This window comes from Nostoc sp. UHCC 0252 (genome assembly GCF_034931145.1).
Classification (GTDB): Bacteria; Cyanobacteriota; Cyanobacteriia; order Cyanobacteriales; family Nostocaceae; genus Nostoc.
In genome coordinates this window covers 40,274-60,818 of the sequence record NZ_JAYGHE010000049.1, presented here as the reverse complement: position 1 = coordinate 60,818, position 20,545 = coordinate 40,274, and the positions used below count along the sequence as shown (strand labels likewise).

The following is a 20,545-nucleotide window of genomic DNA, read 5'->3' as shown; positions in this document are numbered from 1 at the left end:
AATGAAGGCATGAGGCAAAGCGTAAGAGGCAGGAGGGCAAAGAAAGCAAGAGTTAAAAATCCTTAATGTTTGCGATCGCGCCCTAACAACCGCAACAGCTTGCAAACAGAGATAATTTATAGTATGACTTTCGTATAACAGCCATGACTGAGCTACTTGAAGAAGCGATCGCCAAACTCAAAAATTTGCCTGCAAATGAACAAGATGCGTAGGCGTAGCCCGCCGCAGGCATCGCAGCGATGATTTTGGAAGAACTAGAAGATGAACGTTCTTGGGATGAAGCTTTCGCCAGTTCTCCTGACGGACTCGCTTTCCTTGCAGCCGAAGCAATGGCTGAATACCGTGCAGGAAAAACCCAAGAGTTAGATCCAGATACGATGAGTGCTTACTGTGCGGGAATGGTGGCGAAATCTAAAGCAGAATTGACGTAGATCGGACTTGATTGAAGCGATCGCCCTTTTATTTATACAATAAGCAATCGATTTTTTAGGTCTCAGACTTTTGATACTATATATAGTATCATCTCTTGATGAGCAAATTAAGAAAATTAGTAGATCAGTTCCTAAAACGACCTCCAGAAGTACGGTTTCAGGAAGTTTACTATTTATTGGAAGCTTTTGGCTTTGAGGAGAAAAGGTCTAAGGGTAGCCATCATAGCTTCCGAGACTCCCAAGGTAAAACCATCACTGTACCCAAAACAGGAGGACAAAAAGTTAAGGGAATCTATGTGCAGCAAATAGTTGAATTATTAAATTTAGAAGAGTGGATTGATGAAGACACTGAACCAAAAGAGCCAGCAGATTGAGAAGCCGTCCTTAGAATATTATTTAAATCTCCAGTACCCTGTAACACTTTATCCCGATCCAGAGGGGGGATATGTAGCTCAAATTAAAGATTTATCTGGATGTCTTACCCAAGGTGAAACCCTTGAAGAGACGATGGCAAATCTCAATGAGGTGCGGGAATTATGGATTGAGACAGCTTATGAAGCTGGCGATGATATTCCCTTACCAAGCAATAATGATAGCTATAGCGGTAAACTACTACTACGGATGCCGAAATCTTTACATCGGCGTTTAGCTGAGACTTCTGAACGGGAAGGCGTTAGTCTCAACCAGTATATTGTATCTTTGCTGAGTGCAGTTAGATAATTAACAGGAAAGCAATCTTAGTAAATTTCCAGATAATTTATAAATATTCAAAAAAGACTTCAGGTACTAATCGTAATTCACCAGATTCAAAGCGAGAGATATCTATCCATAATGCTTTATGTTTATGATGTTGTGATTCTGAAAAAATTAGACTTTCCAGTTCATAAAATTTAGAATCAACGAAGTCACATTGATAAAGCTGAATAATTTCATGACCTTGCTTACCATTAAATGTAAACAAGCTCTCTATACAACCTAGATATTTAATATTCTTTAATTCCGCCTGAATCTCTTCTTGAAACTCCCGTTTTAAGGCTGCGTGGCTAGTTTCGCCAAATTCAACCCCACCGCCCAAAGCCCGATAAAACGTCTCTTGCTTTACGGGATCGTAGCCTTCAGAAACAAATATGCGATCGCCCTTGGCGTTGGCAAAGCGATCGCCATCCCGAATTAGCCCCAAAGCTATTACCCTAATTTCGCCTGCTTTAGCCATTTTTGTAACTAATTATCATAAATAGACTGAGGACGACTTTCGCTATCTTCAATAGGCCAATCTGGATTTTCGCCACCGATGTACAATTCTTCAATGGTCACATATTCCTGACTTAGCTGGGTGAGGGCGTTGATTAAGATATCTAATGCGATCGCATCACTGGTTCCTAAGTCAAACCAACAACGCCCCCACTGTCCCTCATATTCAAACTCGCCGATGTTGTGCATCAGTGCTAATAGGCTTTTATCATATCCTTGCTCATCATAATTCATGTAGCTGATATCGAGTCCAGTGTCCTGCACCTGAAGATTCTCTGCATTAAATGCACCCAATTTACCCAGATAAAACCAGGAATTGAAAACTTCTTCTACATACTGTTTTTCACGCGCAGAAGGATTTGTGCTGAATTTCAGCCAAATCCACATATCAAAAGGATTAATTTCGCGGAACTGAATTTCCATTTGGTCTAATATCTTAATTACTCTTTGAAAGTGGAGAATTGGGAATTGGGAAAAAATTTAATCAATCGTCAATGCCCAATTACCTAGCATCACTTAGGCTAGCAGCATTTTTGCGTTCACGCTCAATTTGTTTGACTAAATCGCCTGGGAGTTGAGATTTTTTAGTCAATGCTTTGTCAAAATTAGCGATCGCTTCCTGGATCATTTGCTGGCTTTTTTCTTTTTGTCCCAGGTTTTTCAGGATTTGGGCTTTGAGATAATAAATTTCTGGATTATCGGATGTGGTTTTGAGCGCCCGATTGACATATTCTAGTGCCTGTGGATACCGTTTTAAATCCCGGTAAGCAAGAGCAATACCGCGATCTACGAGATACCCAGGAGCAGCATTCTTTTCTAAGCGTCCAATTGCCTGATCTGGACTAGCAAAAGGCAAATTAACCGCCAATAATAAATCCATATAACCTTTGATTAAATTCAGTTCTGGATCGTTGGCAGAAATTGCTTCGGCTTTATCTAAATATTCATAAACTTGCCGCAGTCGACTAAAAGCTTGTGGTACACCGTTCACAGTACCCTCACGGGTGAGAATTACTGCACCTTCTAAAAAATGACCAACGGCAGTGTATAAATTACCACGCAATGGATCGCTAGCAATCAGTTTTTGTCCGGCTTCTAGAGTTTTTTGACTGTAAGTATTTAGTTTAGCCCAATCCTTATTTCCGTATGCCAAAGATGCGCTCATTGCATAAGCTAGAGGTTCATTTGGCTCTTTGGATATTGCTTGTTCCAGATAACGTTCTGCTGCTGGATAGTTGCCCTGTTGGAAAATCGCTTTAAAAGCTGCTTCTGTTTGGTCGCCAATTTGATGAGGTTCGTTATTACGGAATGGATCGCCAGCTAAAGAGGGATTTACCCATATATTAAGTGCGATTGCCCAAGGGGCAACGCCAAAGGCGAACGCAACTCTAAAAGCAGTCTGAGCAAGGGTAGCGAGTCTCATAGGCACTAGTAATCGAGGCGAAGAAAACTTTTTAGTCATTTTAACCCTCAGAATAATTGCCGATGAAATAGTTGTATGTGTTACTTAGAATGCAAGAATGCAAAAAATGATTAATTTTTACACTGAGCGTATCGCTAAAGCGAAAGCTCCGCTAACGCGCAGCGTCTCGTAAAGAAGTCGAAGTGTTAACTTGCCTTGCCTCTGCCTCAACCCAAATTTTCTTATATAAAGGTTCACTTTGGTAATTTTTCCATATTTCCAGGCTCTTCATAGCCATTGTTTAATGGTGAGTCTGCCACAATGGAGAAAAATTGGATGATTCTTGCTGCTAGATTAAGCTGTTAATCCAGGTAATGCATTTTGAAGAAGAATTCAGAAGTCAGAATTCAGGAGTCAGAATCAAGACGCGACACTCGTTCGCCCTTGGCGTGCCGTCGGCGCTATCTGCTAAATTGATTCAGAATTCAATTCTGTTAGCGGATAGCTAAGATTTAGCCCATTCTGGTTTCTGACTCCTGAATTTTGTTTTATAAATTTTTCCAGAATTTTCCAGATCCTCTCAGTGTAGCTAATCAGTAATTTGCTGACTTTTTGGTAATCTTAACAAATGCTCTATCTCCGAAATGTAAATTATCACCCCACAGCGTGCCCAACAGCGATTCTTAAATCGATCAACTTGGAATTAGCACCCCAGCAGCTAGGTTTGATTATTGGCCCTAGTGGTTCAGGAAAAAGTACCTTACTAGAAATTTTATCGGGATTAGCCGAACCCACTGCTGGCGCACTCTTTTGGCGGGAACAAGAACTCATAGCCGAACAGCTACAACAATTAGCTGGGTTGGTGTTTCAGTTTCCAGAACGGCACTTTTGCGGTGGTTCAATTTTAGAAGAATTGCGTTTAGGGCATCCTGAGTTAGGGTCAGAACGAGTTAGAGAGGCCCTAACTGAGGTGGGATTAGAACATTTATCGCTTTCCGCCGCCCCTCATGCTTTGAGTGGTGGTCAGCAACGACGTTTAGCTTTGGCGGTGCAATTGATTCGCCAGCCAAACTTACTATTATTGGATGAACCCACTGCTGGATTAGATTGGTCAATGCGTCGGCAACTGGTAAATTTATTAGCGAAACTAAAACAAGATTGGACATTATTGATAGTGACACACGATGCTGGGGATCTTTTAGCGATCGCAGATCATTGCTGGACACTCAACCACGGCGAACTACAATCAGTAGACCCAAAAACACTAGAATCCAAAATCAAAGAACCTTTACCATCGGTATAAAAGAAGATTGAGGAGCAGGGAGCAGGGAGCAGGGAGCAGGGGAGAATAACTATTAATTATTGATCAATGCCCAATGACAAATGACAAATGACAAATGACAAATGACAAACCTATTGCCTGAGATGGCAGAAATCTGGCAGCAAACTCTAAATTGGCAACCAACTGTCCAACAGCAAGAACAATTCCAAAGACTTTATGAGTTAATCCTAGAAGGTAATCGTCAACTAAATTTAACTCGTATTACTGACCCCCAAGAGTTTTGGGAAAAACATCTCTGGGATTCTCTACGAGGAATTGCGCCCCTGTTATCAGAAAATTTATCCCCAACTTTCCCTAATATCATCGATATTGGTACAGGTGCAGGTTTTCCGGGTGTTCCAGTGGCAATGACAGTACCTAATTGCACAATTACTCTTCTCGATTCCACTCAGAAAAAAATTACTTTTATCGACGATATATTATTATCTAAACTTGCCCTTACTAATGCCAAAACTCTTGTTGGTAGGGCTGAGGAAATCGGTCAGCATCCTCAGCATCGGCTAGCTTATGATATTGCATTGATTCGTGCTGTAGGGGCAGCCTCTGTCTGTGCAGAATATACTTTACCACTGCTCAAACAGGGAGGTTTAGCCATAATTTATCGCGGTAATTGGACAGACGATGAAACAACAGCTTTGCAGAATGCTGTGAAGCTGTTGGGTGGAGTTATTGAATCAATCGAACAATTTACAACACCCTTGAGTCACAGCATCCGGCACTGTGTTTATTTGCGTAAGGTAGCTATCACACCGATTGATTTTCCTCGTGCTATTGGTGTACCTACTCAAAAGCCTCTTTGACTAATTCGTAATTCGTAATTCGTAATTCGTAATTCGTAATCGGAAAGAGTGCAAGCTTCCACTGGTTGTAATTACGAATTACATTGACGGGAATGGAATATCAACATCTCAATGTTTAAGCTAATTTACTTCCTGCTGCAAATCGTTTATTAATCTCATCCCAATTAACCACATTCCACCAAGCATTTAAATAATCGGCGCGGCGATTCTGGTAATTGAGATAATATGCGTGTTCCCATACGTCATTACCTAAAATGGGATATTTACCTGCACTTAAGGGACTATCTTGGTTAGCTGTAGTTGTCACTTCTAACTTGCCGCCTTTATTACGCACCAGCCAAACCCAACCACTACCAAAACGACCAGCACCAGCTTCATTAAACTGTTTTTTGAAAGCTGCAAAACTGCCAAAACTTTGATTAATTGCGGAAGCTATATTTCCGGTTGGTTCTCCTCCACCTTTCGGCTTCATAATTTCCCAGAACATCGAGTGGTTAACATGACCGCCGCCATTATTGCGTACTGTTCTGCGAATATCTTGTGGTACACTATCAAGTTTTTGCAACAGTTCTTCAATAGTTTTTCCTTTAAGTTCTGGGTGTTTATCTAACGCTGCATTTAGGTTTTTTACATAAGTTGCGTGGTGTTTATCGTGGTGAAATTGCATCGTTTTAGCATCAATATGTGGTTCAAGCGCTTCGTAGGCGTAAGGTAAAGGCGGTAGTTGGATAGCCCCTGTTATATTTGGTGTTGTATTTGGTGTTGTGGCGGAATTTGCAGTATTTTCTTGAGGAAATTTCTCTGCCGATGCACAAGCATTTAATGCAAAAGCACCCGCGCTTGCTGTGAGTAAGAACAAGAAATTGCGTCGATTAATAGTCATATAATTTTTTGCAGCGAATCAATCAAGTCTCTATTGCAGTTTTATTTTCTTAGATTCTGGCTACAAAAAATTGGAAATTGGCGATTATTTCTGGCAGTTTAAGAAACTCTTTATAAGACTTGTAATATTAAGTACTAACATTCAAAACATTGTGTATTTTTACTTAAACTATCTTTTTACAACTAATCATAGGTTCGCACCCAACCACCAAAAATAAACCCCGTCGCTACAAGAGACACTACGGGGTGTTAAGGGAATTATCGGAAAGATAACGTCTAATTCATCAATAACGCACTGAAAAAATTTGTTCAACAGTTAGATTTAAATCTGGAAATGTTGGAGACTCTATACGATCGTCTCCTCTCAACTGTTTCCCACGATATTCACCCTCATCACTTAAAGAGTAAATTGTGATTGTTGGCTGTTTGGGATCGCCTATCAATTCTTTGCTACCCAAAGCAGCATAATCCACAATCCAATATTCTTGAATACCCATTTCTTCATAGTCAGCAAACTTTTTATGATAATCATCTCTCCAGTTAGTACTGACTACTTCAATCACTAATGGAATTGAAGCTGGTTTACTAAGAATAGATTGTTTCTCCCATAATGGTTCATTACCCAAGTTAGAAAAATTTATTAATAAAACATCAGGATAGTACCCTGACATTTTATTTTCTGGCTTCACTGTGGCGGTTTTAGGTATACCGTAATTAAGTTTAAGACGAAGACACTCATACCCTAATATCATTGTTAAAAATGCTACTATTTGCTCGTGTTTGCCTGATGGTAGCGGCATTTGAATAATATCTCCATCGTGTAATTCATAACGAATGTTTTCCGGTTGTGTTTCTAAAAAGCCTAAATATTCATCAAATGTAAATAGTTTTTGTAGTGATTGAATCATTATTTCATCCTGATTATGAATATAAACAGTTCACACTGCTGTAACCTGAAAATTAAGAGTTAGTGTAGCGGCCAAAGGTGAAAGTAAATCGGCATGGATGCGCCAAGATTTTTACTCAGCAAGAGATACAGCAAATTGTCGATATTGGGTTAACAAATGACCGCGATGGCTACGCCTGCCGCAGGCATCGCACGATGCAGGGGCAAGGTCATTACGGTCAAAAATTGGATTAACGGCGGTGTGGTGATGATTCTGGATGCGATCGCTAACCTATCCCTCGCCACCAATTACAGCGATTGCCCCTACACTCCATCACAGCGATCGCACACAAAACAATTATATTTTAAACTCCGAAGCGCTTATAATATTCTGTCCCCAGTTTTGGGATCAAATACAAACAAGTAATTTAAATCGAGTTGTAGAGAAAGGCGATCGCTTGGACGCAGACGCACATCCCCACCCACCTGAATATTCAACATCACCGCCGAACCAGGTAAACCAGCACGAATCAAAGTTTCCCTTCCCAAAGGTTCCACCACCTTAACTTCCACAATCAGCTGACTCTCATTTCCTTCTTGGCGATTTTGCGGTTCCTTAATAAAAATATGCTCTGGACGAATCCCCAAATCATAACTGTGTCCCTGACGCAACTGTAATTTTTCTTTCACATCTGCTGGAATCATTAATAACTGTCCACTCACATCAAAACCGTTATTTTCATAGATTGCAGGCAAAATATTCATTGGTGGACTGCCTAAAAAACTTGCCACCATTTGATTAGCAGGACTTGCATAAATACTTTGGGGATCGCCGATTTGTTGAATTCGCCCGCGATTTAGCACAACAATTTTATCAGCCAAAGTCATTGCTTCAACTTGATCATGGGTGACGTAAATTGTGGTAATTCCTAATTCTTGATGTAACTGTTTTAATTCTGCCCTTGTATCGTCGCGTAATTGGGCATCTAAATTAGATAAAGGTTCATCAAGTAAAAAAACTTGGGGTTCACGAGCGATCGCTCTTCCTAATGCTACTCGTTGTTGCTGTCCCCCGGAGAGTTGTTTAGGTTTACGATCCAGTAGATGATCCAGAGAAAGCGATCGCGCCACATTCATCACGCGTTCTTGAATGATTTTCCGGTCAACCTTCCGCATTTGCAAGCCAAAGCCAATGTTTTCCGCCACACTCATGTGAGGATAGAGAGCGTAATTTTGGAACACCATTGCTACATCCCGTTGTCTGGCTGGGATATTATTCACCAAGCGATCGCCAATATAGAGTTTGCCAGATGTAGCGCTTTCTAAACCTGCGATCGTTCGCAAAATTGTAGATTTACCACAACCCGATGGCCCAACTAAAACCCAAAATTCGCCATCAGGAATTTCAAAGGTGATGTCCTCAATAGCAGTGACATTATTAAACCTACGTTTAATATCTTCTAGACGAACGTTTGCCATTATCTAATTTGATATTTTCAGTTTGGGATCTGCGGCACTTCCAACTAAAGATTAGGAGCTTTTATCCGCACCTTCCGAGGAACTGTGAGGCTGCTTTGTAAATGCAGAAACTTGGTTATCCTGCACAACTTTAATCAGAAATCTTAGAGCCTCATTAACGGCATCGGCATTGGGGAAAACCTCTGCAACATCCGGTTCTAAACGAATTGTTGTTTTCCCAAAGCTTTTTCGTTCCGGGCCGAACTTTCTGACCCTTAAACTTTTTAAATCATACTCTGATCGCAGATCATCTTCCATTTCTGGCTTACCCTTCTTCATAAATTTCTCGCTCAGATCGCGTTACTTGTCTTGCACTAATGAGACGAATCGAATTTCCTCTCTCTGTATACGACATGATTAGTAAGCGTCCCCGACTTGATTCTCCAATAATAAGGTAACGCTCCTCATTATCAGAGTGGTCTGGATCGTAGAAGTCAACATAAAGCGGATCATCGAAAACAGTTTTGGCTTCTTCAAACGAAACCTGATGTTTTAAAAGATTTATTGCTGCTTTGTTTTCGTCCCACTCGAACTTCATGAAATTATAATCATTTGTCTGGATTCTTCGACCAAGCTGGGTGAGAGAGTAAAGAAGCAAATACTCTTACTCCCCGAAGTTGATTAGAAAGGGGTAAGTGACCTCTAGGCGCACTCAAATCCCAGGTAAAGCTGTTAGGGTATCGCGTCCAATTATTACCTTCTTTCCAGCCAATTTTTGGCCAGAAGTTCTCCCAGTTTTTACCCAAACTCAACCAGATTTCTCGCTGTACTGAAAAGCCAAATTTACCTTCGGAGTGGACTAACCAGAGATTGTTAATGGTTTGCAAGTCAACAGCCGAGGTCTTTTCTACCTCAGTAAAGTACAACCATTTTCGTTGTACAGCCGTTGGGCCTGATAGTTCACACATTTTTTCGATGGTGACGCGATCGGCTGCTTGAAAGTCTTGAGCAGCAAGTAGCTGTTGCAAAGAATTGTAGTTAATCCCGCACTCTGATTTTAGAGGTACAATTCCTTCAGGAAAACAAGTGCGTAGAAATTCTTTGACTTGAGGTGCATCAGAGTTATAGAGGACTTGGTAAGCTTTGCCATCAATCCAAGTCGCTGGGTTCTCACGTCGTTTCAGTAAAAATTCCATCAACACGTCTAATCCCTCATTACCCAACTCAGCTAATTGTAGGATTATCTGTTGTTGGACTTTTTCAGACCCGGCGATTAACGGTCGTCGGAGGGATTCGATGTCATTTGCAGGGCCTGATAAAATCATTGGGTCTGTCATGCCATTCTTGTTTTAGCGGTCAGTGAAAGAGCGGTAAGCTATCGGGCTTTACTTAAAAAAAGCATTGATAGCGAAAAGTAGTTTACTATTTTTAATCGTACAAAATTGCGATCGCTTCACTGAATCCCACACTTAATCCCCAAATAATGTACAAGGAGAATAGGGGGAAAATCTTTGCCTTATGGCTTGGTGAACAAAAGACATAGCAAAATATACAAGCCTGCCACATAAGGTTTTTTTGACTAGCAGCGTATCGATTAGGAGTGTGTGAACGATGTACGAAAAGATTACCCCCCCCGCAGCCGGAGCAAAGATCACCTTCAAGAATGGTGAACCAATTATACCGGACAATCCAATTATCCCCTTTATTCGTGGCGATGGTACAGGTATCGACATCTGGCCTGCTACCCAAAAAGTTCTTGATGCTGCGGTAGCCAAAGCATATAAGGGTCAGCGTCAAATTAGCTGGTTTAAGGTTTATGCTGGGGACGAAGCTTGTGATTTATACGGAACTTATCAGTATTTACCTCAAGATACTCTAACAGCAATTGAAGAATACGGTGTGGCTATTAAAGGGCCTTTGACTACTCCCATTGGGGGAGGAATTCGTTCTTTAAATGTGGCACTACGACAAATTTTTGACTTGTATGCTTGCGTGCGTCCTTGCCGTTACTATGCAGGTACGCCCTCACCCCACAAAAATCCCGAAAAGCTGGATGTAATTGTTTATCGGGAGAATACGGAAGATATTTATTTAGGCATTGAGTGGCGACAAGGTAGCGAAATTGGCGATCGCTTAATTAAAATTCTCAATGAAGAATTAATCCCCGCCACCCCAGAACATGGGAAAAAACGTATTCCTCTTGATTCTGGTATTGGCATCAAACCCATCAGCAAAACTGGTTCCCAACGCCTAGTGAGACGTGCCATCAAACACGCTTTGCTATTGCCCAAAAACAAGCAACAAGTGACTTTGGTGCATAAGGGCAACATTATGAAGTACACCGAAGGCGCTTTTCGTGATTGGGGTTATGAACTAGCAACTAGTGAATTCCGCCAAGAAACGGTCACTGAACAAGAATCTTGGATTTTGAGTAACAAGGAAAAAAATCCGAATATTTCCTTGGAAGAAAACGCCCGTCAGATTGAACCTGGGTTTGATAATCTCACTCCAGACAAGAAAGCGCAAGTTGTCAAGGAAGTTGAAACTGTTCTTAACACAATTTGGGCAACCCACGGCGATGGCAAATGGAAAGAGAAGGTTTTGGTGAATGACCGGATTGCTGACAGTATTTTTCAACAAATCCAAACCAGACCAGATGAGTATTCGATTCTGGCGACGATGAACTTGAACGGCGATTACTTGTCTGATGCTGCTGCTGCGATCGTTGGGGGATTAGGAATGGGGCCAGGGGCAAATATTGGTGATTCTAGTGCCATATTTGAAGCTACCCACGGCACTGCACCCAAACACGCTGGATTAGATCGGATTAATCCAGGTTCAGTGATTTTGTCTGGTGTGATGATGCTGGAATTTATGGGTTGGCAAGAAGCCGCAGACCTAATTAAGAAAGGTTTAAGCGATGCGATCGCAAATAGTCAAGTCACCTACGATTTAGCCCGATTGCTAGAACCGCCTGTTGAACCCTTAAAATGTTCTGAATTTGCTGACGCAATTGTTCAACATTTTGGTTAAGTATACTAGGGGGAATTAGTCGAATAAAAAGACCTCTCCCTGGTTTTACTGTGTAAAACCTGTCCCTCTCCGACTCGGAGAGGGAAAGATAATCTCTGATCTAGATGGGGTGCGTTCAAATTCCCTAACTGGTTCCGCCGGTATTTAGCTAGAGCTTCTTGAAGTATCTGGCGATCGGTAACAGGCTGAAGCCCAGCTTTTCATAGGTGCGACGTGCTGGGGCATGACCGGGATCGCCTCCAGTTTCGACCATAGCAACAGACATTCCAGCATCTTTCATCCAATCAAGGGCGAATTGTGTCAGAGCGCTGCCAATGCCGTGACCTTGAAAGTCTGGATCGACAGCGACCATGTAGATTTCACCCATGCTGGTTTCTGAGTGTAGTTTCACGGCTACAAAGCCCACGGTTGAATCAGCATCGATAGCAACCCATACATTTGTGTCCTCTGCACCGCAGACACCCTCGACAGCTTTTTGCTGGCTCACACGCCAATCGGGATAGAATTCCTGGTAAACGTCAAAGTCCATCACTTTCTGAATCGAATCAAAGACCGGAGTCCATGCTCGAAGCGAAAGACGAATGACTGCATCAAGTTGATGAGCGTCGTAAGGTTCAATCCGCATTTCCATCTGAACTCCAGTTAACTCCGAAGGTTTCCAAGCAATGAAGCCACCGAACTATTATTTAAACCACTCCCTTCCAAACCCCGTGGAAAGTAAGAGTTAAAGACAGAGAGAGGTTCATCTAACTCACTTACACTAATTGCTTTACCTGCGATTTTGCTAATTTATCAGGTGCGATCGCTCCATTCTCTGTAATGATCGCTGTAATCAACTCAGCCGGAGTCACATCAAATGCTGGGTTGTAAAAATCTACGCCTTCAGGTGTGAGAATAGTATCACCAACTTGATAAATTTCTGTTGGATCGCGTTCTTCAATGGGAATTTGGCTGCCATCGGCTAATTCAAAATCAACAGTGGAAAGGGGCGCAGCGACAAAGAAGGGGATATTATGCGCTTTAGCTGCGATCGCAACACTATATGTACCAATTTTATTAGCAGTGTCACCATTAGCAGCAATTCGGTCAGCACCCACAACTACAGCATGAATTAAACCCTGTTTCATGCAATGGGCTGCCATATTATCAGTAATTAATGTAACTGGAATACCTTCTTGCACACATTCCCAAGTGGTGAGTTTTGCGCCTTGCAAGCGGGGACGAGTTTCGTCGGCAAATAAACGTTCTAAACGTCCTTCCCTCCAAGCGGAACGCACCACACCCAAAGCTGTGCCATATCCAGCCGTAGCTAATGCACCAGCGTTACAGTGAGTAAGCAGCGTCAGCTTTTCGGGAGTATTGGGTAAAACTGCCAAACCATGATCGCCGATCGCCTGACAAGTTTGCAAATCTTCAACATTGATTGCTTGGGCTGTTTGGAAAAGGGTTTCCCTAATCTCTTCTACCGTTCCCAGCGTTTCGTAGGCGGCTTTCATCATCCGGCTAATTGCCCAAAATAAATTTACTGCCGTCGGACGAGTAGAACGCAACAACTGGGCTACTTTATCTAAGCTATCTAAAAATTCATGGCGATCGCTAGTTTCAATTTCCCTTGCACCAAGATACATACCATAGGCCGCAGCCACACCAATTGCTGGCGCACCTCGAACAATCATCGTTTTAATTGCCCGCGCCATATCTTCACTGCGGTGAATTTCCACGAATGTATATTCGTTTGGTAGGCGGGTTTGATCAATTAGTGACACTGAGTCGTTGTGCCAAATAACGGGATAAACCTGGTTTAAAGAAGGTGTCACGTTGCTTCGCTCCGAATTCAAAATTAAAAATTCAAAATTTAAAAGTCATAGGAAGATATTGGGTATTGAGGATTGGACATTCTCACTTCTTCCTAATCTTGGGATTATTTGGGAAAGTAGGCAATAATCATAGCAACTTCAGGATGATTGCGAGCGATCGCTTCTGGTATCCGGCCTAAAAGTGGAGCTAGTTGAGTTTTCTGCTCAACAGACCCGTTTAAGACTAGCAGATCGTTGGTTGTTAGTAAACGAGAAACTTGCTGCACAAAATTGCCTCGCACGTTTTGAATGGGTGTATCTTCTGTCAATCCGGCATCACTCAAATCGATAGGTACTCCCCGCGCTGTTACAACCTGTAAAAGTTGTAGAGATGCTTTAAGTTCTGTTGCCAGACTTTTAGCTAATTGGATACTCTCTTTAAAAGAACTAGCATAAGTTTGCTGGGTGGTGAAAGCCAGAAAAACTCGTGTTGTATGCTGAATTGGCAATGGGAATCGAGTTACTAAAACAGGCACGCTACTGCGATTTACAATCTTGTCAATGACACCGCCAAAGAGATTTTCTTGATAAGTAGAGTAACCTTTCCAGCCGCAGACAATCACACTGGCCTGTTTTTCTTCTGCTACACGAGCAATTCCCTTATCAATTGATTCATCAATCCGACCAATGGGAATAACATTAGCGACCGCAGCATGGGCAATCATTTCTGCGGTTGAAAGTAATTGGCTTTGTCTAGCTTTGTCTTCTGGAGAAATAGGGGAATTTTGTTCAATTAAAATGTGGAGTGGTAATAAAGTACCTGTCGCTGATTTTGCTAAGAGTATTGCCAAATTGAGCAGGTTATCTTCAGTGCTGGGGTTAGCAACTGGTACTAAAACGCGATCGCCCAGATTTCCTACCTGATGACTTTGAATACTCGCTTGTCCTGGTTTGATTTTTCTTCCCCACCGATCTGTTACCCAAGGAGAAGCAATGCAGGTAACTAAAATCATAGCGATCGTGCCATTCACTGTTAACTGATCGACCAACTCGATTTTGTAAGCAACGGTGATTGCAGCCAGAGTGGAAGCTGCCTGAGCTACTGATAGCCCAAACATCAACATAATATTGTCAAAGTTGAATCCGAATAACTTGCCCGAACCCCATGCAGGAATGAACTTAGCGATAATGGCAACAGTTACCATGACACCTGATACTAAGAGCGATCGCGGTTCTTGAATCAGAATCAGGGGATTAACCAACATTCCCACAGAAATCAAGAAAAAGGGTATAAACAGCGTATTCCCAATAAATTGAATCCGATTCATCAGAGGGCTAAGTTGAGGAATTAGCTGGGTAATAGCAACTCCGGCTAAAAAAGCGCCAATAATTGGTTCAATTTGGATTAATTGTGCCCCATAGGAAACTATAAACAAGGTAGCTAGGACAAAGGTAAACTCTGCTCCTTCATCATGTCCAAATCGTTGAAAGAACCAGCGACCGATACGAGGTAGACCCCATAGTGTCAGAAATGTGTAGATAATCAGTGAAGGAATCAGGAATAACCAAAACTGTAGGCTTAAACTGCCTTGATGCGCTCTCACTACCACCGCTAACACCAAAAGTGCCAAAACATTGGTGATTAATGTGCCTCCGAGTGTGGTAGTCAATGTCTGAGAGCGCATAATTCCCAATTTACTGACAATTGGTAGTGCTAGTAGCGTATGGGAGGCAAAACAAGAAGCGACTAGAATTGCAGGTAATACACCATAGCCGATGGCCATCATAGCTACAGTACCTAATACCATCGGCACGGCAAAAGTAGATATTCCAAATATGGCTGCCTTATCAGCATTAGATTTCAGGTCATCTAAGCTAGTTTCCAATCCTGCCATGAACATGAGAAACAGCAAACCGACTGTGCCCAAAAGCACAATTGTGTTATCTCGTGCCAATAATCCCAGTCCATTAGGGCCAACTATGACCCCCGCCAGAATTAATCCCACAATACCTGGTAGTCGGATTTTCTCAAATAGCAGGGGTGCAATTAGCATAATCCCCAAAATCATCAGGAAAACTGCTACAGGGTCTTTAATCGGTGTAGATAATATGGAAGCTAGCAAAAAATTAGTCATACTCTGCCCTAGAGTTGCGTTAACATTTAATTCCATCTGTTAGCTTTAGTAGGGCAAAGCCCAGTATAGGCGCTTTCAGATTTTTACCTAGAGATTTAATGGACTATTGTTTTATATGCCCATGTTGCACAATCAGCATAAACATTTCTAACTCAATGGTGGAAAATACTGGCGACTTAACTCTATACCGCTTCTTGGTTGTGTGCAATCTACTCTGTAGGGTAAAAGATCGTTAGTAGTACACTGTGGCGAAAGTTGCCTACTTTTTTCAGGTAAATAGGCGACGCAATAGGGGCATAACATTGTTTATGCCCCTATATATCAGGTCGATTCAATTGAAACTCCCTGTATACAAGAGGTTTACTAAATTACACAGAGAGTTACTTTTCAAAAAATACAGCGTTTTTTAGGTAAATGAAGCACACAGGTAGGGGCACAGCACTAGGGTGTTGACTTTGATAAAATTTGGTGATTTTCGGTTCATGCTATTTTTGTGAGAGTCAAAAATATCTCTCCTGTCATTGCGAGCGAAGCGAAGCAATCGCCTGGGATTGCTTCGCTCCGCTCGCAATGACTACATAAATGTTGCATGAATTTTTACCCCCTCAAAAGGCATAGAGTCAACACACTAGCACAGCACTGCTGTGCCCTTAAGGTCATCTTTACTTCACTAAGTTGCAATCTGCTGTATTTGATGGCTCGGCTTTCATTATCCGACTAATTGCCCAAAAGAATTTACTTTAATCTACCCTGATAATTTCATTTCAGGACTTATCCAAACAATAGCCGAAAAGAAAAGCTTTTTGATAAGGGCAATTCATGAATTCCCTCTATGTGTAGTCTGCTAATAAGCAGTTTCTACTTGTTGATGTTTACCATCTTTAGAAGCATCTGACGCAATCTGCTTCAGTTGTACCTTCAGACCGTTTACTGGACGTAAGGTAATTGAAGGCTGTGGTACGATTGGGTATCCTGGCACTAAATCTATTTGGAAGCGTTGAGCGATCGTCGCCAATAATAAAGCCGCTTCCATCTGAGCAAAACCTTTACCTATACAAATCCTTGGCCCATCTCCAAAGGGAATATATACTCCTTTAGATAGTTGCTTTTCAAACTCCTGTGTCCATCTTTCTGGTTGAAAAGCTTCAGGATTCTCAAAATATTTTGGATGACGGTGCATTACCCATTGGCTAATCATGATTGCCATACCTTGGGGAATTTCATAATCACCAATGCGGGTATCTACTGCTGCCTCCCGCCCCATGAGAGGTACTGGAGGATATAACCGCATTGATTCTTTGATAATTTGCTGTGTATAAACTAATTGCCCAAGGTCTTCGAGAGTTGGTAACTTTCCTTGCAAGACTTGATTTAGTTCTGATTCTAATTTTTCACGGACTTCGGGATTTTGTGCCAAGAGCATCCATGTCCAAGATAAAGTATTTGCAGTAGTTTCATGCCCTGCCAACATTAAGGTAGCGACTTCATCCCGCAGCAGTTTATCATCCATCTGTTGACCTGTTTCTTCGTCTTTCGCTTCCATTAGCATTGTCAACAAATCATTGGTTTTTTCTTTACTGTTGCGACGCTCTTGAATCAGTTTATAAATAGCTGCATTCATTTGGGCAATAGCGTCACGATAACGGACGTTTTCAGGTCTTGGGAACCACTCCCATACCAAAAAATTTTGTCGCCGCTTACTTTCAAACCACTGCATTGCCACATCTAGGGCATTAGCAACAACTTTTGCTTCTCCTGCATCTACGTCAGCGCTAAATATGCACTTCATAACTATTTGCAGCGTCAGGTGCATCATATCTTCATGAACATCATGAGTTTCACCATCGTGCCAAGTTTGAAGCATTCGGTTGGTGTACTCTACCATTGTTTCACTATATGCATTAATGCGTTTTTGGTGAAATACTGGTTGAGCAAGGCGACGTTGCCAAAACCAAGATTCTCCTTCTGCGCTTAACAACCCTTCTCCCAATAAGCTTTTTAAGGCGCGTAAACCTCGGCTTTTAATAAAATCGTTGCGATTTTTGAGAACTTCTTCTATATATTCAGGATTAGTTACTAGACAACTAGATGTTAACCCTAACTGTAAAGGAACAATATCACCATAATCACGGCAACGAGTCAGAAATTCTAATGGATCTTGTCCAAGTTCGAATAAATGTCCAACAATAGAGTTAGCCGAGGGTGCTGACAAATCGAATACATCTTTAGCCACAGGGAAAAACCTCTAGACTTGTGTATATTCAAGAACATTAATTCACTGTTAATATTAAATTCCTCCCCCAATAGAAGGATTAGGTTAAGGCAAGACACGCGATGAATCGTCGTCTATACAATAATCAGTTTTTCGTCTTGACGGCGAACTAAAGTTCAGCTATGAGACTCGGAATTCATTCCGAGGCGGATAGAAACGCAGTGTGAAATTTTTTTAATAAAGATATAACTGCAACAAGACTTGTGTGTACACCGTAGCCTTTTAGGAGAGAGGAATGGAAGTGAGGTCAAAGTGTATTGCTTCCATTCGAGAAACGCTATATTGTCGTATTGGCTTTAATTGCACTTGTCCAATGCTGGAATGTTTCACCTCCAATGCGATCGCTATTCTCACGGTAGATTTGCCGCAAGCATTCATAAAATGCTTGGGCTTCATTCTCCAATCCAAATCTCATTAAGCACTTTAAAATCCGAGTGATGCGAAGATAATTGTGGTTAAATATAGAAACCCATTCGCCTTTCCGATTTGGATAGTCTTCTGATTGGCTGATAACTATTTTTCCGTCATTACTCTCGTGACGTTGTAACCCATAAAACTGAAGTATAACTGTCAAGGAGCGCAGCAAATTTTGACGGAGGCGTGGGTTGTTTTGAAATGCTTGAATTACTTCTTCGTCAACAATGGGTGCATTAGGATTAAATGCACTTCGCTCAGGTAAAGGAAACAACCACTGAATATAATCGTGGGTACACTCTAATTCTTCAAAATTCCAAGTCCATATTTCTTGAATAGTGCGACCTTGTGAATCTCTTTGCTCTCCTAAGTAGAATGGAACAAGGATTGCACTAATTTGTTCATGATTCATAAAGCAACATAAGTAGCTAATTTTGTAATTTTTTTACGCAATAAATTAAAGGTTTCAAATGTCGCCCCTTACATGCAAAAAAATTTTGTATTACAGAGTAGCTTAAAACATCGCTCCTTGTGGGCGACCTAGTTTTCCCTGTTACCTTTTATATAAATTTTCTTAAATAATTTACACTTTTGACTTAACTGCTGGCTGTGATGTCTGTATCTGAGGCAAACTCCAGTCAGGACGCAAGCTAGCGGCGTTGCGTAAATAAATATGATGAATTGAGGCGGAGGCTGGCAGATAAGCGTGAATTAAAAAACGAATGCAGCGCTGTAAGCTACCTTCAACGTGCATTTGCTGCACATCCAACATGGCGACATTATCCCAACCTGGACGCGCTCTAGCGATCGCAGCTGGAAAAATCGCATCTAAATCGCGTGTCACTGAAAAAGTCACACTAATCATGTCTGTAGGCTGAAATTCATTCCGATTTTCTAGTTCATCCAGTAGTTCTGTCACTACTTCTCGGATTGCCTCAACAGTATTTTCTGAAACGGTTGTTGCCCCACGAATAGCTCGCATTTGCCACTCCACGCCAAAATCCTCCTTAATTAGTCATTAGTCATTAGTCACTGGTCATTGGTCATTTGACCTGAACAAAGGACAAAGGACAAATGACCAATGACAAACAACCATTTATGGTCGATATAACCACAACGGTAAACCACTAGTAGACATTTCAAATTCGAGCCAATCAATACCAGATCGAATTCCTGATGAAACCTGACGACTCCCTGGTAAGAGGCGACTCAATAAGGGTTTACGTTCTTCTAGGGTATAGCAGAGAGTTTTTTCTGGATCGAGTCCGACCAATTCTGCTGCCCAGCGACGGGCATCTTCTTCTGTGCCTAAGCGATCTACAACACCCAACTCTAGGGCTTGCTGTCCAGTAAAAATCCGGCCATCGGCGAAACTTTTCACAGCTTCTACTGTTAAAGAACGGCCATCTGCTACCGTTTGGACAAACTGCTGATAACTTGTGTCAATCAACTCTTGCAGGATGTTTTCTTCTGGTTGAGTCAGCTGCCGATCAAAAGACAATATGTCTTTGTAAGGGCCAGACTTAATTACCTGGAAGGAAACACCGATTTTTTCTAGCAAGCGTTCCAAGTTATTTCCGCGCAGAATCACACCAATACTACCCGTAATCGTTCCTGGGTTAGCAACGATGTGTTCGGCTCCCACGCCGATATAGACTCCTCCAGAAGCCGAAATATTGCCAAAGCTTGCGACGATTTTAATTTTTTCGCGCAAACGCTTCAGGGCGCTGTAGATTTCTTGAGAATCTCCGACTGTACCGCCAGGGCTATCGATACGCAGCAATAATGCCGGAAACTTTTTTTCTTCTACAGTTTTCAGTGCTTCTAGGACACGTTTGCGAGTAGTGCTGGCGATCGCACCAGTAATTTCAATCCGCGCAATTTGTTTTCTAAACTTGGGCTTAAACGGCCAAACCATGAGCTGTAAACATACCTCGTAATAAACTCAATATAAGATCCCCAGAGGTCAGACGACCTCCTTTGCTCTGTTAAGAAACATGAGCAGGCATTGTGTTTATCAGGATTTTAAGGAAGTTTTTATATTTTGCAGTGAGTTTTATTTGATATTCTCGATGAATGCTAATAAATTCCTTAAAGATTGCAGCTAACACAAAATGCCAAACTCTAGTCTAGCGCCCAATGTGGTGATTTGGCACAGACTATTTTAGCTATTTTGCATAACTCAAAGTTTCAAAGCCTTTACTATTAAGGCTTTTTGACTGTTTTAAAATTGTTTTGCTAAAGTCGCACACTTGCACTAATTATCAGTAATTGGTAACTAATAACTAATAAGTACTCAGTCAATAATTTCGGTAATCAATTTAAGTAAAACGTTCGGAAAAAACCAACCTATGTTAACAAAATCAAAGTAGACCAAAACCCTCTTTACTCCTGCCTTCTGCCTCCTGTCTCTTGCCTTATCCTAATGATAAATATTCACACC

At 41.6% G+C, this 20,545-nt stretch carries 22 protein-coding genes and 1 pseudogene; 7 read left to right on the top strand and 16 right to left on the bottom strand.

Features of this window, described 5'->3' with window-relative positions; all coding sequences use genetic code 11:
• Window positions 1-143: 143 nt before the first annotated feature.
• From VB732_RS23745 to VB732_RS23735, 3 genes and pseudogenes are all read left to right on the top strand, one after another.
• Window positions 144-431: pseudogene (locus VB732_RS23745) on the top strand (hypothetical protein).
• 98 nt (window positions 432-529) lie between these two features.
• The gene (locus tag VB732_RS23740) at window positions 530-805 is read left to right on the top strand and encodes a type II toxin-antitoxin system HicA family toxin (protein WP_323233357.1); all 276 of its coding nucleotides are present in this window, start codon (window positions 530-532) and stop codon (window positions 803-805) included.
• Window positions 771-1,151, top strand: coding sequence for a type II toxin-antitoxin system HicB family antitoxin (locus VB732_RS23735; RefSeq protein WP_323233355.1), 381 nt, complete (start codon window positions 771-773; stop codon window positions 1,149-1,151). Before VB732_RS23740 ends, VB732_RS23735 begins: the two co-directional genes overlap by 35 nt.
• A gap of 37 nt (window positions 1,152-1,188) precedes the next feature.
• Here VB732_RS23735 and VB732_RS23730 read toward each other — a convergent pair whose 3' ends face one another.
• The 3 genes from VB732_RS23730 to VB732_RS23720 form a co-directional block, all read right to left on the bottom strand.
• Window positions 1,189-1,644: an NUDIX hydrolase gene (locus VB732_RS23730; RefSeq protein ID WP_323233354.1), complete on the bottom strand. Its 456-nt coding sequence runs from the start codon at window positions 1,642-1,644 to the stop codon at window positions 1,189-1,191.
• An 8-nt stretch (window positions 1,645-1,652) separates the two neighbouring features.
• Window positions 1,653-2,105 carry a DUF3531 family protein gene (locus tag VB732_RS23725; protein ID WP_069070833.1) on the bottom strand — a complete coding sequence of 151 codons (453 nt, stop codon included), beginning with the start codon at window positions 2,103-2,105 and terminating at the stop codon, window positions 1,653-1,655.
• Window positions 2,106-2,184: 79 nt separating this feature from the next.
• Entirely contained in the window at window positions 2,185-3,144 is a 960-nt protein-coding gene (locus VB732_RS23720; protein WP_323233353.1) for a Sll0314/Alr1548 family TPR repeat-containing protein, read from the bottom strand.
• A 568-nt stretch (window positions 3,145-3,712) separates the two neighbouring features.
• On the opposite strand from VB732_RS23720, the gene VB732_RS23715 reads away from it, so the two are divergent.
• Both VB732_RS23715 and rsmG read left to right on the top strand, forming a co-directional pair.
• The gene (locus VB732_RS23715) at window positions 3,713-4,387 is read left to right on the top strand and encodes an energy-coupling factor ABC transporter ATP-binding protein (protein WP_323233352.1); all 675 of its coding nucleotides are present in this window, start codon (window positions 3,713-3,715) and stop codon (window positions 4,385-4,387) included.
• Window positions 4,388-4,488: 101 nt separating this feature from the next.
• Window positions 4,489-5,226, top strand: coding sequence for a 16S rRNA (guanine(527)-N(7))-methyltransferase RsmG (rsmG, locus tag VB732_RS23710; RefSeq protein WP_323233351.1), 738 nt, complete (start codon window positions 4,489-4,491; stop codon window positions 5,224-5,226).
• Between the two features lie 115 nt (window positions 5,227-5,341).
• Here the strand turns inward: rsmG and VB732_RS23705 are convergent, their stop codons facing one another.
• Together VB732_RS23705 and VB732_RS23700 are read right to left on the bottom strand one after the other, a co-directional pair.
• On the bottom strand, window positions 5,342-6,109 hold the full coding sequence (locus tag VB732_RS23705) for a superoxide dismutase (protein WP_323233350.1): 768 nt from the start codon (window positions 6,107-6,109) through the stop codon (window positions 5,342-5,344).
• 283 nt (window positions 6,110-6,392) lie between these two features.
• Window positions 6,393-7,016: a Uma2 family endonuclease gene (locus VB732_RS23700; RefSeq protein ID WP_323233349.1), complete on the bottom strand. Its 624-nt coding sequence runs from the start codon at window positions 7,014-7,016 to the stop codon at window positions 6,393-6,395.
• A 77-nt stretch (window positions 7,017-7,093) separates the two neighbouring features.
• Here VB732_RS23700 and VB732_RS23695 point away from each other — a divergent pair, with 77 nt between their 5' ends.
• Window positions 7,094-7,249, top strand: coding sequence for a hypothetical protein (locus tag VB732_RS23695; protein ID WP_323233348.1), 156 nt, complete (start codon window positions 7,094-7,096; stop codon window positions 7,247-7,249).
• A 126-nt stretch (window positions 7,250-7,375) separates the two neighbouring features.
• On the opposite strand, the gene VB732_RS23690 is transcribed toward VB732_RS23695, so the two are convergent.
• The 4 genes from VB732_RS23690 to VB732_RS23675 are packed head-to-tail and all read right to left on the bottom strand — an operon-like array spanning window position 7,376 to window position 9,789.
• Window positions 7,376-8,473, bottom strand: coding sequence for an ABC transporter ATP-binding protein (locus VB732_RS23690; protein WP_323233347.1), 1,098 nt, complete (start codon window positions 8,471-8,473; stop codon window positions 7,376-7,378).
• A gap of 51 nt (window positions 8,474-8,524) precedes the next feature.
• Window positions 8,525-8,791 carry a hypothetical protein gene (locus VB732_RS23685; protein WP_323233346.1) on the bottom strand — a complete coding sequence of 89 codons (267 nt, stop codon included), beginning with the start codon at window positions 8,789-8,791 and terminating at the stop codon, window positions 8,525-8,527.
• Window positions 8,778-9,050, bottom strand: a complete 273-nt coding sequence (locus tag VB732_RS23680; protein WP_323233345.1) for a BrnT family toxin — start codon at window positions 9,048-9,050, stop codon at window positions 8,778-8,780. Before VB732_RS23680 ends, VB732_RS23685 begins: the two co-directional genes overlap by 14 nt.
• A gap of 10 nt (window positions 9,051-9,060) precedes the next feature.
• Window positions 9,061-9,789: a GUN4 domain-containing protein gene (locus VB732_RS23675; RefSeq protein WP_323233344.1), complete on the bottom strand. Its 729-nt coding sequence runs from the start codon at window positions 9,787-9,789 to the stop codon at window positions 9,061-9,063.
• Between the two features lie 274 nt (window positions 9,790-10,063).
• Here VB732_RS23675 and VB732_RS23670 point away from each other — a divergent pair, with 274 nt between their 5' ends.
• Window positions 10,064-11,485, top strand: a complete 1,422-nt coding sequence (locus tag VB732_RS23670; protein ID WP_323233343.1) for an NADP-dependent isocitrate dehydrogenase — start codon at window positions 10,064-10,066, stop codon at window positions 11,483-11,485.
• Window positions 11,486-11,633: 148 nt separating this feature from the next.
• Here VB732_RS23670 and VB732_RS23665 read toward each other — a convergent pair whose 3' ends face one another.
• The 7 genes from VB732_RS23665 to sppA form a co-directional block, all read right to left on the bottom strand.
• On the bottom strand, window positions 11,634-12,116 hold the full coding sequence (locus tag VB732_RS23665) for a GNAT family N-acetyltransferase (RefSeq protein ID WP_323233342.1): 483 nt from the start codon (window positions 12,114-12,116) through the stop codon (window positions 11,634-11,636).
• A 124-nt stretch (window positions 12,117-12,240) separates the two neighbouring features.
• Window positions 12,241-13,302, bottom strand: coding sequence for an S-methyl-5-thioribose-1-phosphate isomerase (gene mtnA, locus VB732_RS23660; protein ID WP_323233341.1), 1,062 nt, complete (start codon window positions 13,300-13,302; stop codon window positions 12,241-12,243).
• A gap of 104 nt (window positions 13,303-13,406) precedes the next feature.
• Window positions 13,407-15,416, bottom strand: coding sequence for a cation:proton antiporter (locus VB732_RS23655; protein ID WP_323233340.1), 2,010 nt, complete (start codon window positions 15,414-15,416; stop codon window positions 13,407-13,409).
• Window positions 15,417-16,260: 844 nt separating this feature from the next.
• A complete protein-coding gene (locus VB732_RS23650) occupies window positions 16,261-17,649 on the bottom strand; it encodes a cytochrome P450 (RefSeq protein WP_323233339.1) in 1,389 nt (462 codons plus the stop codon).
• 316 nt (window positions 17,650-17,965) lie between these two features.
• Window positions 17,966-18,514, bottom strand: a complete 549-nt coding sequence (locus VB732_RS23645) for an opioid growth factor receptor-related protein (protein ID WP_323233338.1) — start codon at window positions 18,512-18,514, stop codon at window positions 17,966-17,968.
• Between the two features lie 171 nt (window positions 18,515-18,685).
• Entirely contained in the window at window positions 18,686-19,096 is a 411-nt protein-coding gene (gene aroH, locus VB732_RS23640; protein ID WP_323233337.1) for a chorismate mutase, read from the bottom strand.
• Window positions 19,097-19,198: 102 nt separating this feature from the next.
• Window positions 19,199-20,020, bottom strand: coding sequence for a signal peptide peptidase SppA (gene sppA, locus VB732_RS23635; protein ID WP_323233336.1), 822 nt, complete (start codon window positions 20,018-20,020; stop codon window positions 19,199-19,201).
• Window positions 20,021-20,545 lie beyond the last annotated feature (525 nt).